The 13,105-nt window shown below is 67.3% G+C and carries 16 protein-coding genes; 3 read left to right on the top strand and 13 right to left on the bottom strand.

Going from position 1 to position 13,105, the window contains the following annotated elements; genetic code table 11:
* Positions 1 to 24 precede the first annotated feature (24 nt).
* Positions 25 to 600 (top strand): GNAT family N-acetyltransferase, encoded by a 576-nt coding sequence (locus ACH438_RS06400; RefSeq protein ID WP_397001869.1) that lies wholly within the window; start codon positions 25 to 27, stop codon positions 598 to 600.
* Between the two features lie 21 nt (positions 601 to 621).
* Here ACH438_RS06400 and ACH438_RS06395 read toward each other — a convergent pair whose 3' ends face one another.
* From ACH438_RS06395 to ACH438_RS06385, 3 genes are all read right to left on the bottom strand, one after another.
* The gene (locus ACH438_RS06395; protein WP_397001867.1) at positions 622 to 1,245 is read right to left on the bottom strand and encodes a hypothetical protein; all 624 of its coding nucleotides are present in this window, start codon (positions 1,243 to 1,245) and stop codon (positions 622 to 624) included.
* Between the two features lie 173 nt (positions 1,246 to 1,418).
* Positions 1,419 to 1,874 (bottom strand): DUF4189 domain-containing protein, encoded by a 456-nt coding sequence (locus ACH438_RS06390; RefSeq protein WP_397001865.1) that lies wholly within the window; start codon positions 1,872 to 1,874, stop codon positions 1,419 to 1,421.
* 102 nt (positions 1,875 to 1,976) lie between these two features.
* Positions 1,977 to 2,750, bottom strand: a complete 774-nt coding sequence (locus ACH438_RS06385) for a helix-turn-helix transcriptional regulator (protein ID WP_397001863.1) — start codon at positions 2,748 to 2,750, stop codon at positions 1,977 to 1,979.
* A gap of 70 nt (positions 2,751 to 2,820) precedes the next feature.
* On the opposite strand from ACH438_RS06385, the gene ACH438_RS06380 reads away from it, so the two are divergent.
* Positions 2,821 to 3,669, top strand: coding sequence for an alpha/beta fold hydrolase (locus ACH438_RS06380; RefSeq protein WP_397001860.1), 849 nt, complete (start codon positions 2,821 to 2,823; stop codon positions 3,667 to 3,669).
* Here ACH438_RS06380 and lexA read toward each other — a convergent pair.
* A complete protein-coding gene (lexA, locus tag ACH438_RS06375; protein ID WP_397001858.1) occupies positions 3,653 to 4,315 on the bottom strand; it encodes a transcriptional repressor LexA in 663 nt (220 codons plus the stop codon). The two genes, ACH438_RS06380 and lexA, sit on opposite strands and share 17 nt — an antisense overlap.
* 63 nt (positions 4,316 to 4,378) lie before the next feature.
* Here lexA and ACH438_RS06370 point away from each other — a divergent pair, with 63 nt between their 5' ends.
* Positions 4,379 to 5,467, top strand: a complete 1,089-nt coding sequence (locus tag ACH438_RS06370; protein WP_397001855.1) for an ADP-ribosylglycohydrolase family protein — start codon at positions 4,379 to 4,381, stop codon at positions 5,465 to 5,467.
* On the opposite strand, the gene ACH438_RS06365 is transcribed toward ACH438_RS06370, so the two are convergent.
* From ACH438_RS06365 to ACH438_RS06325, 9 genes are all read right to left on the bottom strand, one after another.
* Positions 5,464 to 5,835, bottom strand: coding sequence for a metal-sulfur cluster assembly factor (locus ACH438_RS06365; protein ID WP_397001853.1), 372 nt, complete (start codon positions 5,833 to 5,835; stop codon positions 5,464 to 5,466). The genes ACH438_RS06370 and ACH438_RS06365 overlap by 4 nt on opposite strands.
* A gap of 6 nt (positions 5,836 to 5,841) precedes the next feature.
* Complete coding sequence (sufU, locus tag ACH438_RS06360; RefSeq protein WP_397001851.1) at positions 5,842 to 6,330, bottom strand: Fe-S cluster assembly sulfur transfer protein SufU; 489 nt, start codon at positions 6,328 to 6,330, stop codon at positions 5,842 to 5,844.
* A gap of 3 nt (positions 6,331 to 6,333) precedes the next feature.
* Entirely contained in the window at positions 6,334 to 7,611 is a 1,278-nt protein-coding gene (locus ACH438_RS06355) for a cysteine desulfurase (protein WP_397001849.1), read from the bottom strand.
* Between the two features lie 9 nt (positions 7,612 to 7,620).
* The gene (gene sufC, locus ACH438_RS06350) at positions 7,621 to 8,391 is read right to left on the bottom strand and encodes a Fe-S cluster assembly ATPase SufC (RefSeq protein WP_397001847.1); all 771 of its coding nucleotides are present in this window, start codon (positions 8,389 to 8,391) and stop codon (positions 7,621 to 7,623) included.
* A 59-nt stretch (positions 8,392 to 8,450) separates the two neighbouring features.
* On the bottom strand, positions 8,451 to 9,653 hold the full coding sequence (sufD, locus tag ACH438_RS06345; RefSeq protein WP_397001845.1) for a Fe-S cluster assembly protein SufD: 1,203 nt from the start codon (positions 9,651 to 9,653) through the stop codon (positions 8,451 to 8,453).
* On the bottom strand, positions 9,653 to 11,113 hold the full coding sequence (gene sufB, locus ACH438_RS06340; RefSeq protein ID WP_397001843.1) for a Fe-S cluster assembly protein SufB: 1,461 nt from the start codon (positions 11,111 to 11,113) through the stop codon (positions 9,653 to 9,655). Before sufB ends, sufD begins: the two co-directional genes overlap by 1 nt.
* Entirely contained in the window at positions 11,110 to 11,940 is an 831-nt protein-coding gene (locus ACH438_RS06335) for a helix-turn-helix transcriptional regulator (protein ID WP_397001841.1), read from the bottom strand. Before ACH438_RS06335 ends, sufB begins: the two co-directional genes overlap by 4 nt.
* Positions 11,941 to 12,043: 103 nt before the next feature.
* Positions 12,044 to 12,613, bottom strand: a complete 570-nt coding sequence (locus ACH438_RS06330) for a peptide deformylase (protein WP_397001839.1) — start codon at positions 12,611 to 12,613, stop codon at positions 12,044 to 12,046.
* A gap of 58 nt (positions 12,614 to 12,671) precedes the next feature.
* Positions 12,672 to 13,103: a DoxX family protein gene (locus tag ACH438_RS06325; protein ID WP_397001837.1), complete on the bottom strand. Its 432-nt coding sequence runs from the start codon at positions 13,101 to 13,103 to the stop codon at positions 12,672 to 12,674.
* Between the last annotated feature and the right edge of the window lie 2 nt (positions 13,104 to 13,105).

Raw genomic sequence — 13,105 nt, 5'->3', positions numbered from 1 at the left:
CAGCTACCTGGCAAACTGTGCGTCATGGAATCCGACATATCCATCCATTCCGAGATCGCCATCGTCCCCATGGGGCTCGGGCATCTGCGCCAGGTCATCGACCTCGGCTACCAAGTGTTCGACACCTACGCCAAGCCCTACACCTCGTGGTCGCTGACCTCGGTGGCCGAGCACCTGGACAGTGCGGGCAAATCCTGCTGGGTGGCGGTGGATTCGGATCGAGTGGTCGGATTCGTGCTGGCCTCCATGGAATTCGAGCTGCGCGAGGACTGGGCCTATCTGGAGTGGATCGCGGTCTCCCCCGATATGCAGGGCCGCGGCGTCGCCGGCAAGCTCATGACCGCCTGCTGCGACACGCTTTTCAAGCACGGCGCGCGCCGCATCGTCACCGATGTGGAGAACCACAATGTGGCCTCGGCGTCGATGATGCGCAAGAACGGTTTCACCGAGGGCACCACGGTGACGCTGTTCGTGCGGCCGAACCCCGATGAGTCGGTCGCCGGTGACGAGCAGGTCACCCTGGGTCCCGGCACCAAACGCGATCTCATCCGCCGCGGCCGCATCGCCGGGGACGGCCGCCACGGCCGGGTGACCCGCTAAGCGTCCTCGGCGGCACGGATGCTAAGCGTCCTCTGCGGCTCTTATACGGCCCTCGCGGAAGAACTCCAGCAGGCTCTCCACCGTCGGCACCTCGGTGCGCGGGCGCATGGCGCCGAAGGGCGCGTTCCAGAATTCGCCGTGCCGCCGGGTCCACGGGCCCACATACGCGTAGGGTTGCGGATTCTCCCAATCCCCCGGGGAGACACCGTAATTCACCTCGTCGACGGCGACCGATAGGTCGAAGTGCTCCGGCCAGAGCACCGGCTGCTCCTCGGCGAAGCGGCGCAAAGCGGTGTCCCCCACCGCGAACCAGTCGTGCACGGTGGAGGCGGCGATATCGTCGACGGTGAACGGTTCGTCCGGATCCATATGGGTGCCCTCGGTGTACAGGCCGTCGGGCGGGCCGTCGGCGGCGAAACCGGCGGCCAGCGCGAGCTCACTGTAGGTGCCGTGCAGGCGGATGCGGCCCTGCGGCCACACCAGATCGGTGCCCGTCACCGACACCGGCCATTTGATACCGGAGAAGCCACCCAAAACGATCCGCATGCGGATGCTGCCGAACCTGCGGTACTGCGGGCCGGCGATCAGCAGCTCGGCCGCCGCGTGCAACGCGAATCGGGTGTCCTCGTAGGTGATGTCGTCCACTACGAAATCATCTCCGGCCGAGCGGCCATGTTGCTGGAAAATGGACGGTAGCAACCAGAAACACCGACCGACCGGCACCCACGGACACGAAAAATCCCGGCCGCTGCCGCGGGCACGGACTTCCGTTCCCACCACCTCGACCGGGATTCACGATCCCGCCGATCTCCGGCGTTCTAGTGTGCGTTGTCCGTGCAAGCGGACAGGATGACCTTGGCCTGGCGCGGCGAGGCCGAACCCGAATCCGGGAAGGACGGCGCGCTCTTGCCCAGCGCGTCGACGGCGGCCGACTCGGCCTCCACCTTGCTCGGCGCCCACGCCCACCCGAAGCGGGTGTCGGCGCCCTGGGCGACAGCACCGCAGGCATTGGCGAAATGCACCACGACCTGACAGTCACCGCCGCCGCATTTGCTGACGGCCGCGTCATCGGCGCCGTCATAACCGCCGTAATTGACCGCGTACGCGACATTCCCCGAGCTCCGGGACAGCGCCAGGGCGCCGTAGAGATCGCCCGAGGTGGCGACGAACACCGGTTCATTGTCCGCCGCGCTGGCGGAACCGGCGGACACCGCGCCCATCGCGGCCATCGATGTGACGGCGAGGCCGACACCGGCCTTGCGCAGCAACGACATTCGATACTCCCCGTGATGAAAGGTGATAACGGGACGAATCATGGTCGAGCGGAACCCGGTTGTCCAATCCGACCCGCCCTTTTGGTGGGGACGATATTCCGCTCACGCACCGATGTCGAATCGGACACCCGCGTCCAGCACCGCCGTCGCCGACGTTCCGAAGGTCTCCCGGAAGGTGTCACTGAAGTGAGAAGGGGACGCGAACCCCGCCTCGACGGCACTCCGGGTCAGGTCATGGCCTGCCGCCAGCCCGCCCACCACGTGCCGTAACCGCGCCCACTGCTGGTAGCGGCGGAAGGTGGTACCGGTCGACTGCGCGAACAACCGCAGGAAATGCGAGGTCGACAGACCCAGCTCGGCCGCGCTCGCGGGCGCCCGGTATTCCCGGCCGGGATCGGATCGAATCGCGAGCGCCAGCGCGGTGATCCGCGGATCCGCGGCCACCACGGCGCCCGCCGCGGCCCGCACCACCAGCGCCGGATCCGCACCCGCCAGGCACGCGATGCTCAGCGCCTGTTCACGCCGATGCCCGAGTCCGAACGGACCGGCGAATTCCCGCATGGCCGCCGCCGTATCCGCGGCCCGCGGCCCCGCCGGATCGAGGAACAACAGCAGAATCCTGCTCTCCGGCGCGATGATTCGATGCGAGGCCCGCGCCGGCGCGTACACACTGCGCGCGGTGGTGACCGCACAGCCGGGCGCCTCCAGCACGATCGGCCCGTCCACACCGACCGTGAGCACCGCGACCGAGGTCGAATGCAGCGCCACACCGAGATCGGGCCCGAAGTACCCGATGGAATCGGGCCGCACCCAGATCACCGGATCACCGCACGTTTCCGGAAGCGCCACACCCACCACCTCAACCAGGCTATTCATCCGACGCGCCCGCGTCGACCGGCCACCGCAGGCGCGAATACGCCACCGCGGCAGCACGAAAGGACTTCCCATGACCTCGCTGCGCAATGATGCCGAGCGGGACGTGCGCGCCCCCGGCAGCTCACCCGGACTGTATCGCGCCGGCACCGGCGAGCCGCTGGTGCTGCTGCACGCACCCAACCTGAGCTGGCACATCTGGCAGCCGGTGCTGCCCGAACTCGTCGCCCGCTACGAGGTGATCGCACCGAATCTGCCCGGCCACCCGCACGCGCCGGAATTCCGCGACCCCGAGCCGAGCATCGCGGGCATGGCCGATGTGTTCGAGAAATACCTGGAAGAGCTCGGGATCGAGGACGCCCATCTGGCCGGTATCTCCGGAGGCGGCACGCTCGCAATGGAATTGGCCAAGCGCGGGCGCGCCCGCAGCGTGGTGGCCATCGGCCCGGTCGGCGGCTGGCCCGCCGGCAGCCTGGACCCGGACCGCATCGCCGACGGATTCGTGAAGCAGCACAAGCTCATCGACCGCACCGCCGGGATCATGCCCGCGGTGGTGGCCCGGCCGTTGCTGCGCCGCTACGTGATGCGCAATTCGTTCCGCCGCGGCGAGCTGGTGCCCGCCCGCGAAGTGCTGCGAATGGCCGAGGTGATGTCCTCGGGCACCTTCTTCGCGACCGATATCGCCATGCTGCGCGGCGACCGGCTGACCGTCACCGACCTGCATCGGGTGGCGGCCCCGGTACTGCTGGCCTGGCCCGAATTCGATCACGTGATACCGAAGGAGACCTGCGCGCAACGCTTCCGGGCCGAGCTGCCGGACGCCGAGTACCGGGTGCTGCCCGGTCTCGGCCACATCGCCACCTGGGACGACGCTCAGCTCGTCGCCGGCACCATCATCGACTGGATCACACGCGCCGCATGACGGACACGACCTTGCCCAGCACCGTGGCCTTGTCACCGTCGATGACGGAGTAGGCGGGGTTGCGCGGTTCGAGGTAGACGTGGCCGTTGGCGCGGCGGTACACCTTCACGGTGGCCTCGCCGTCGATCATGGCGGCCACGATCTCGCCGTTGTGCGCCTCGTGTTCCTGGCGCACCACGACGATATCGCCGTCGCAGATGGCGGCGTCGACCATCGAGTCACCGCGCACCCGCAGGCCGAAAACCGTTCCCCGGCCGACCAGTTCGCGCGGCAGCGACAGCACATCGTCGGTGTGCTGCTCCGCCAGGATGGGCGTACCCGCGGCGATATCGCCGACCACGGGCACCGACACCGAATCCGGGTTCTGCTGCTGCGGCGCGCCCGCCTTGAGGAACAGCCGCACGTCCATGGGCCGGGTCACCGACTCGCTGCGCTTGAGGATGCCCTGATCCTCCAGCGCCTTCAGATGCCGCGACACCGTCGACGACGACTTCAGGCCCACGGCCTCGCCGATCTCCCGGGTGCTCGGCGAATACCCGTGCCGCTGCACCCAATCGCGGATGGTGCACAGAATCCGCTGCTGGCGCTCGGGCAGGGTGGAGGTGTCGAAATGTTCGAACCCGTCGAAGTCGTCGTATCCGGTCACCGGGGCATCCTAATGGCGTATGCGCGGATACTGCCGCAGCGCCGCCTTGAATAGGCTTGTGGCGTGCAAGATCACGAGAAGCTTTTCGACCGGGTACGCGGGGCCATGGTGGGCGGGGCGATCGGGGACGCCCTCGGGTGGCCCATCGAGTTCTTGACGCTGAAGCAGATTCGCGGGCGCTACGGGGCCGCCGGCGTCGTCGACTACCTGCCCAACGTGACGCCGGGGGCGCCGCAGCAGATCACCGACGACACCCAGATGACGCTGTTCACGGCCGAGGGGCTGCTGCGCAGTCCCGCCGACACCGATCCGGCGCCGGCCATGCGGCGGGCCTACCTGCGCTGGTATGCGACACAGCGGCAGGAGAAGCCGGATCCGGACGCCGACGGCTGGCTGGCCGGACTGCCGTTCCTGTACGCGGTGCGCGCGCCCGGCAATGCGTGCCTGGGCGGGCTGCGCCAACAGGTCGAGGAGTATCTGCCGCCGCTGGAGTTCGGCGAACCGGGCCCGGTGAATCCGAAATCGAAGGGCTGCGGCAGTGTCATGCGCGCCGCGCCGTTCGGCCTGACCGGCGCCGGCCCGGATCGCGCCTTCTACAACGCCATGCGCTGCGCGCAGATCACGCACGGTCATCCGACCGGATATCTGGCCGCGGGCGCCTTCGCGACCATTGTCGACAACGTGCTCGGCGGCACGGAACTGCCGATCGCGGTGCGCGACACCATCGATCGGCTCGCGGTGCTGCCGTCGAGCGCCGAAACCGTATCGGCGCTGAGCGGTGCGCTCGCCATTGCGCAGCTCGGCGCGGCCACGCCGGAACGGCTCGAAATGGTCGGTGCGGGCTGGTGCGCCGAGCAGTGCCTGGCCATTGCCGTCTACTGCGCGCTGCACACCTATCGAACCGGGGATATCCGCGGCGGATTACTGCTGTCGGTCAACCACTCCGGCGATTCCGACTCCACGGGCGCGGTCACCGGGAATCTGCTCGGCGCCATATACGGCGTCTCGGCCCTGCCGATGGAGTGGATAGCTCCCTTGGAGGGCCGAGACGAATTGTTCCGTATCGCAGACGATCTCGTCCTGAACTTCTTCTACCAGGACCGTTCCGGTTTCGGTGATCGCTATCCCCTGGACAGCGCGATCCGGAGTTAGACGGTGAAGCCGAGGGCGCGCAGCTGTTCGCGGCCGTCGTCGGTGATCTTGTCCGGGCCCCACGGCGGCATCCAGACCCAATTGATCTGCAGCTCCTCGGCCAGCCCGGAACGCACCAGGGCATTGCGCGACTGATCCTCGATGACATCGGTCAGCGGGCAGGCCGGGGAGGTCAGCGTCATGTCGAGCTTGGCGATGCCGTCCTCGAAGGCCATACCGTAGACGAGGCCGAGATCGACCACATTGATGCCGAGTTCGGGGTCGACGACGTCACGCATCGCCTCTTCCATGTCCTCGAGGTGCTGGATCTCCTCGGCGGTCAGTTCCACCGGCGCCGCTTCCTGGGCCTGCTGCTCGGTTTCGCTCATGATTCCCTACTCCCCGTTGCCTGTAGTGCCGTTGCCCATGGCCTGCTTGGATTCCTCCGCGGAGGCTATCCGCACCACGGCGTCCTTGAACGCCATCCAGCCCAGCAGCGCGCATTTCACGCGGGCCGGATACTTGGCGACGCCGGCGAAGGCCACACCGTCGCCGATCACCTCTTCGTCGCCCTCGAGGGTGCCACGGCTGGTGATCATCTCGTCGAAGGCCTCGACGGTCTTCAGCGCCTGCTGCAACGGCAGGCCGATCACCTGGTCGGCGAGCACCGAGGTGGAGGCCTGGCTGATCGAGCAGCCCTGCCCGTCGTAGGACACGTCCTTCACATCGCCGTTGTCGTCGATGTATACGCGCAGCGTTACCTCGTCACCGCAGGTCGGGTTGACGTGGTGCACCTCCGCACCGAAGGGCTCACGCAGTCCCCGGTGGTGCGGGTGCTTGTAGTGGTCCAGGATGACTTCCTGGTACATCTGCTCCATGCGCATGATCTATGCAACTCCGAAGAAGCTCTGAGCCTTCCGCACCGCGGCCACCAGTGCGTCCACCTCATCGAGGGTGTTGTACACGGCGAAGGAGGCGCGAGCGGTGGCGGCGACACCGAAGTGCCGGTGCAGCGGCCAGGCGCAGTGGTGGCCGACCCGGATCGCGACGCCCTCGTCATCCAGGATCTGCCCCACATCGTGCGCGTGAATCCCGTCCACGACGAAACTCACCGCGCCACCGCGGTTCACGTTCTCCGCCGGGCCGATGATGCGCACGCCGTCCAGCGCGCTCAGGCCCTCGATGGCCGCGCCGACGAGCCGGTGCTCGTGCGCCGCAACGGCATCCATGCCGATCGCTTCCAGATACCGCACGGCCGCGCCCAATCCGACCACCTGCGAGGTCATCGGCACGCCGGCCTCGAAACGCTGCGGCGGGGCGGCGTAGGTCGAGTGGTCCATGAACACGGTCTCGATCATGGAGCCACCGGTGATGAACGGCGGGGTCTGCTCCAGCAGCGCGTAGCGGCCGTACAGCACGCCCACGCCGGAGGGGCCGAGCATCTTGTGCCCGGAGAAGGCGGCGAAGTCCACGCCCAGCTCACGGAAGTCCACCGGCATGTGCGGCACCGACTGGCAGGCGTCCAGCACGACCAGCGCGCCGACTTCCTTTGCCCGGCGCACCAATTCGGCCACGGGGCCGATCGCACCGGTCACGTTGGACTGGTGCGAGAACGCGACCACCTTGGTGGCGGCCGATAGCTCGAGCGAATCCAGGTCGATGCGGCCGTCGGCGGTGATGCCGAACCACTTCAAGGTGGCGCCGGTGCGCCGCGCGAGTTCCTGCCACGGAACGAGATTCGCGTGATGCTCCAGCTCTGTGATGACGATCTCGTCGCCGGGACCGACATGGAACGGGAACCGGTCGTCGGCGAAGGCGTAGGTCACCAGGTTCAGCGACTCGGTCGCGTTCTTGGTGAACACGATCTCATTGGCCGAAACACCCACGAAGCGGGCGATATCGGCGCGCGCGCCCTCGTAGGCGTCGGTCGCCTCTTCGGCCAGCTGATGCGCACCGCGGTGCACCGCCGCATTGTTCCGGATCAGGAAGTTACGTTCCGCGTCCAAAACCTCCATCGGCCGCTGTGCGGTGGCACCCGAGTCCAGATAGACCAGGGGTTTGCCGTCGCGCACCGTACGACTGAGGATCGGGAAGTCGGCCCGGATCCGGGCGACATCCAGGGCGGGCTCCCCGGCGAGCCGGGAATTCTGCACCGTGGTGGTCATCGTGGGCTCCTAAACAGCAGCAGCGGAAGTGAAACGCACGTAGCCGTTCGCGTCGAGTTCCTCGGCCAGCTCGGGGCCGCCCTCGGCGACGATCCGGCCGTTCACGAAGACGTGCACGAAGTCCGGCTGGATGTAGCGCAGGATGCGGGTGTAGTGGGTGATCAGCAGCACGCCGCCGTTCTCCCGCTCCCGGTAGTTGTTGACGCCCTGGGAGACGATGCGCAGCGCATCCACGTCCAGACCCGAGTCGGTCTCGTCGAGGATGGCGATCTTCGGCTTGAGCAGGCCCAGCTGCAGGATCTCCTGGCGCTTCTTCTCACCGCCGGAGAAGCCCTCGTTGACCGAGCGCTCGACGAAGGCCGGATCGATCTCCAGCTCCGCCATGTTCTCCTTGACTTCCTTCACCCAGGTGCGCAGCTTGGGCGCCTCACCGCGGATGGCGGTGGCGGCGGTGCGCAGGAAGTTCGAGACCGAGACGCCGGGGACCTCGACCGGGTACTGCATGGCCAGGAACAGGCCCGCACGCGCACGCTCGTCCACGGACATCTCCAGGACGTCCTCACCGTCGAGGGTGATGGTGCCCTGCGTCACCGTGTACTTGGGGTGGCCGGCGATGGCGTACGACAGGGTCGACTTGCCGGAACCGTTGGGGCCCATGATCGCGTGGGTCTCACCCGACTTCACGGTCAGGTTCACGCCCTTCAGGATCTTGATGGGCTCACCGGTCTCGTCCGGGTTGGCGACCTCGACGTGCAGGTCCTTGATCTCCAGGGTGGTCATCGAATTCGGATTCCTTTGCGGGATGGGAAGTTTGGTTAGACGCCGACTGTGTCTATTTGTCAGACGCCGACAGCGGCGAGTTCGGCCTCGACGGCCGCCTCGAGCCGCTCCCGGACCTCGGGGACGGCGATCTTCTGAATGATCTCGTGGAAGAAGCCACGCACCACCAGGCGACGGGCGGCGTCCTCGGGGATGCCGCGCGAGCGCAGGTAGAACAGCTGCTCATCGTCGAAACGACCGGTGGCCGAGGCATGTCCGGCGCCCACGATCTCGCCGGTCTCGATCTCCAGGTTCGGCACCGAGTCGGCGCGCGCGCCGTCGGTGAGCACCAGGTTGCGGTTCAGCTCGAAGGTGTCGGTGCCCTGCGCGGCCGCACGGATGAGCACGTCACCCACCCACACGGTGCGGGCGTCCGGCTTGCTGGAGGTCGGATCACCCTGCAGCGCACCCTTGTACATGACGTTCGACTTGCAGTTCGGCACCGCGTGATCGACCAGCAGGCGCTGCTCGAAGTGCTGGCCGTCATCGGCGAAGTACAGGCCGAGCAGTTCGGCGTCACCGCCGGGACCGGCGTAGCGGACCGTGCCGGTCAGCCGCACCAGGTCGCCACCGAGGGTGACATTGGTGTGCCGCAGCGTGGCATCGCGGCCCAGCAGGGCGTGGTGCGCGGTGGCGTGCACGGCGTCGTCGGCCCAGTCCTGGACCACGACCGCGGTCAGCTTGGCGCTGTCGCCGAGCACGAATTCCACGTTCTCCGCGTAGGTTCCGCTGCCGCGCTGGTCGATGACCACGGTCGCGACGGCGAAGTTGCCCAGGCGGATCTGGGTGTGGCCGTAGGCGGTCTTACCCTCGCCGGGACCGGTGATGGTCACGGTGATCGGCTGGGCCGCTTCGACTTCCGCGCCGACCGTCACGACGGTGGCCTGCTCGAAACCCGAGTAGGCCTGTGCGGCAACGCGATCGGTCGGGGTACCGGCCTCGCCGAGGCGAGAGTCGGTGCGCTCCACCGTTTCCACGGTGACGCCCTCGACCGCGTTGACCTCGACCGCGGCCTGCCCGTCGCGCACCGCGGTGCCGTCGTGCAGGCCGCGCAGCCGGCGCAGCGGGGTGAAGCGCCACGCCTCGTCGTGCGCCGTGGGCACCTCGAAGGCGTTCACGTCGAACGAGGCGAAGACCTCACCCTTGTTGGCTGCCGGGCTCTGCGATTGGTTCGCTCCGCTCACGCGTGCCTCGGCCGCAACGGCTACATTCTCGACCGTCATCAGCCGACGGCTCCTTCCATCTGCAGTTCGATCAGGCGGTTCAGTTCCAGGGCGTACTCCATGGGGAGTTCCTTGGCGATCGGCTCCACGAAGCCGCGCACCACCATGGCCATGGCCTCGTCCTCGGTGAGGCCGCGGCTCATCAGGTAGAACAACTGGTCCTCGGACACCTTGGAGACCGTGGCCTCGTGGCCCATGGTCACGTCGTCCTCGCGGATGTCGACGTACGGGTAGGTGTCGGAGCGAGAGATGTTGTCCACCAGCAGGGCATCGCACTTCACGGTCGACTTCGACCCGTGCGCACCCTTGTTCACCTGCACCAGACCGCGGTACGAGGCCCGGCCGCCACCACGCGCCACCGACTTCGAGATGATCGTCGAAGAGGTGTGCGGCGCCAGGTGCAGCATCTTCGCACCGGTGTCCTGATGCTGACCCGCACCGGCGAACGCGATGGAGAGCACCTCACCCTTGGCGTACTCACCGGTCATCCACACGGCCGGGTACTTCATGGTGACCTTGGAGCCGATATTGCCGTCGACCCATTCCATGGTCGCGCCCGCCTCGGCCTTGGCCCGCTTGGTGACCAGGTTGTAGACGTTGTTCGACCAGTTCTGGATGGTGGTGTAGCGGCAGCGGCCGCCCTTCTTCACGATGATCTCCACGACCGCGGAGTGCAGCGAGTCCGAGCTGTAGATCGGCGCGGTGCAACCCTCGACGTAGTGCACGTAGGCATCCTCGTCGACGATGATCAGCGTGCGCTCGAACTGGCCCATGTTCTCGGTGTTGATCCGGAAGTAGGCCTGCAGCGGGATGTCCACGTGCACGCCCTTCGGCACGTAGATGAACGAACCGCCCGACCAGGTGGCCGAGTTCAGCGCGGAGAACTTGTTGTCGCCCGACGGGATGACCGAGCCGAAGTACTGCTGGAACAGCTCCGGGTGCTCCTTGAGCGCGGTATCGGTGTCCAGGAAGATGACGCCCTGCTTCTCGAGATCCTCACGGATCGAGTGGTAAACGACCTCGGACTCGTACTGCGCCGCGACACCGGACACCAGGCGCTGCTTCTCCGCCTCGGGGATGCCCAGCTTGTCGTAGGTGTTCTTGATGTCCTCGGGCAGGTCGTCCCAGGTGGCGGCCTGCTTCTCGCTGGACCGCACGAAGTACTTGATGTTGTCGAAGTCGATGCCGTCGAGGTTGGAACCCCAGCTCGGCATGGGCTTCTTGTCGAAGATGCGCAGCGCCTTCAGGCGGAAGTCGAGCATCCATTCGGGCTCGTTCTTCTTGGCCGAGATGTCGCGTACGACCTCCTCGGACAGGCCGCGTTTGGCACTGGCACCGGCGACATCAGAGTCGGCCCAGCCGTACCCGTAGTTACCCAGGGACGCAATCGTCTCCTCCTGGGACAGCGGCTGCACCTGGGCTACGCCATCTTCGCGGCTCGCCGCGGCGGTCGTCGTCATTCGGCACTCCTTCCGGAGTCATCTGTAGATGTCGTTGCGGGCTGTGCAACGGGGGTTTCTGCGGTATTCGATTGGGTGGGCTGCACCGGCATCAGCGGGACATGCGTGGTGCATGCGCAATCGCCGTTGGCGATGGTCGCCAACCGCTGCACATGCGTGCCGAGAATCTCCCGGAAGGCCTCCAGCTCGGCGGCACACAGCTCCGGGAACTCCTCGGCCACGTGCGATACCGGGCAGTGGTGCTGGCAGATCTGTACTCCCGCACCGACTTTCCGCGTGGAGGCGGCGAAACCGGCTTCGCTGAACGCGTCCGCGAGCTCCTCGGCCTTGGCTTCCGTCTCGGCCGGCGTGTGCCGGTCCAGGCGGTCGACCCCGGCGACGATGGCCCCGACCCGTTTCCGGGCGAAATCGGTGATGGCCTGGTCGCCGCCGATCTCGCGTAGCTGTCGCATGGCGGCACCGGCGAGGTCATCGTAGGCGTGGCCCAGGCGCCCGCGACCGGTGGAGGTCAGCTGGTACTGCTTGGCGGGACGCCCACGGCCCTGCTGCTGCCATTTCGCGGACCGGGTGGCCCACGCCTCGCCGGATTCGATGAGCGCCTCGAGATGCCTGCGCACTCCCGCCGGGCTCAGGCCGAGCCGCTCGCCGATGGCGGTCGCGGTGATCGGGCCCTCCTCCAGCAGCAGCTTGACCACGGCTTCGCGGGTGTGACCTTCGCCGGCGGGTGCAGACACGACAACAGCCCGGGCGCCTTGCCGGCGCCCGGACTCCGCCTTCGCGTTCCGCAAACCCACGGTTTTCACAACATCAGTGTGACGGAATTCCATTCCGCGTTCCAGTAAGGGTCCCCTGACCGACTGCGCCGCGACCAGCGACGACGCCGCGGACTGTGACCTGTCACACAGAATCGGCGAGAATATATCGCTGGAATCAGTCGTGGAAAGGGTCGGCGTCGGCGCCCGGCAGCCAGGATCGGCCCGCCTCGGTCCAGCCGTTCGCCTTGACCATCTTGCGGGCGGCCCGCTGATTGCGGCCGATCAGGCGATCCAGATAGAGGTGGCCGAGCAGGTGATCGGTCTCGTGCTGCAGGCAGCGGGACAGGTAGCCGGTGCCCTCGACCGAGACGGGCTCGCCGTGGACATCCACGCCGGTCACCTTCGCCCAGTCGGCGCGACCCGTCGGGAACCATTCGCCCGGCACCGAGAGGCAGCCTTCGACATCGTCGTCCGGATCGGGCATGGTCTCCGGGATCTCGGAGGTCTCGAGCACCGGGTTGACGACGTAGCCGCGGTGCCGCACCGACTGCTGCTGCAGGTCGTAGACGAAAACCGCTCGGGGATCACCGATCTGGTTCGCGGCCAGGCCCGCGCCGCGCGCGGCGGTATTGGTCTCGAAGAGATCCTCGACGAAAGCGGCCAGCTCGTCGTCGAATTCGGTGACGGGGACCGCAGGCGCGGTCAGGCGCGGGTCACCGCAGATGAGAATGGGTCGTACTGCCATTCCACACAGAATAAGGAGGCCCGCGCGGACCGGCGAAGCCAGGGCCTGCGGATATGACTCAGGGGCGTGCGGTAATGCGGCACCCGGACCCGGCGGGACGACGGTCCGGCGGGCGCAGCGCCCAGGACACCACGGTCAGCAGCACCAGCGCCGACAGCAGCGCCACCTCCCAGCGGTCGTAGCGCACGGTCAGATGCGAGGCGATGGCGCCGGTGTAGACGAAAACGGTTCCCGCATAGGCCCATTCCTTCACCAGCGGCCAGCCGGGCAGGACCAGCACGATCGCCGCCAGCATCTTCCACACGCCGAGGATCACCAGCAGATACGTCGGATACCCCAGGTGCACGACGATGTCGCGGACATAGGAGACCCGCGCGATATCCCACCAGCCGCCCACCGCGGCCTCGGCCACCACGGCGGCGGTGGCCGTCCGGTAGAGGATCCGGCGGACCCGAAGAGCGCGGGCAGGCTCCATGATCTGTGTAGTCATGC

The organism is Nocardia sp. NPDC020380 (assembly GCF_044386975.1).
Taxonomy (GTDB): domain Bacteria; phylum Actinomycetota; class Actinomycetes; order Mycobacteriales; family Mycobacteriaceae; genus Nocardia.
This window is presented reverse-complemented; position numbering and strand designations above follow the sequence as displayed.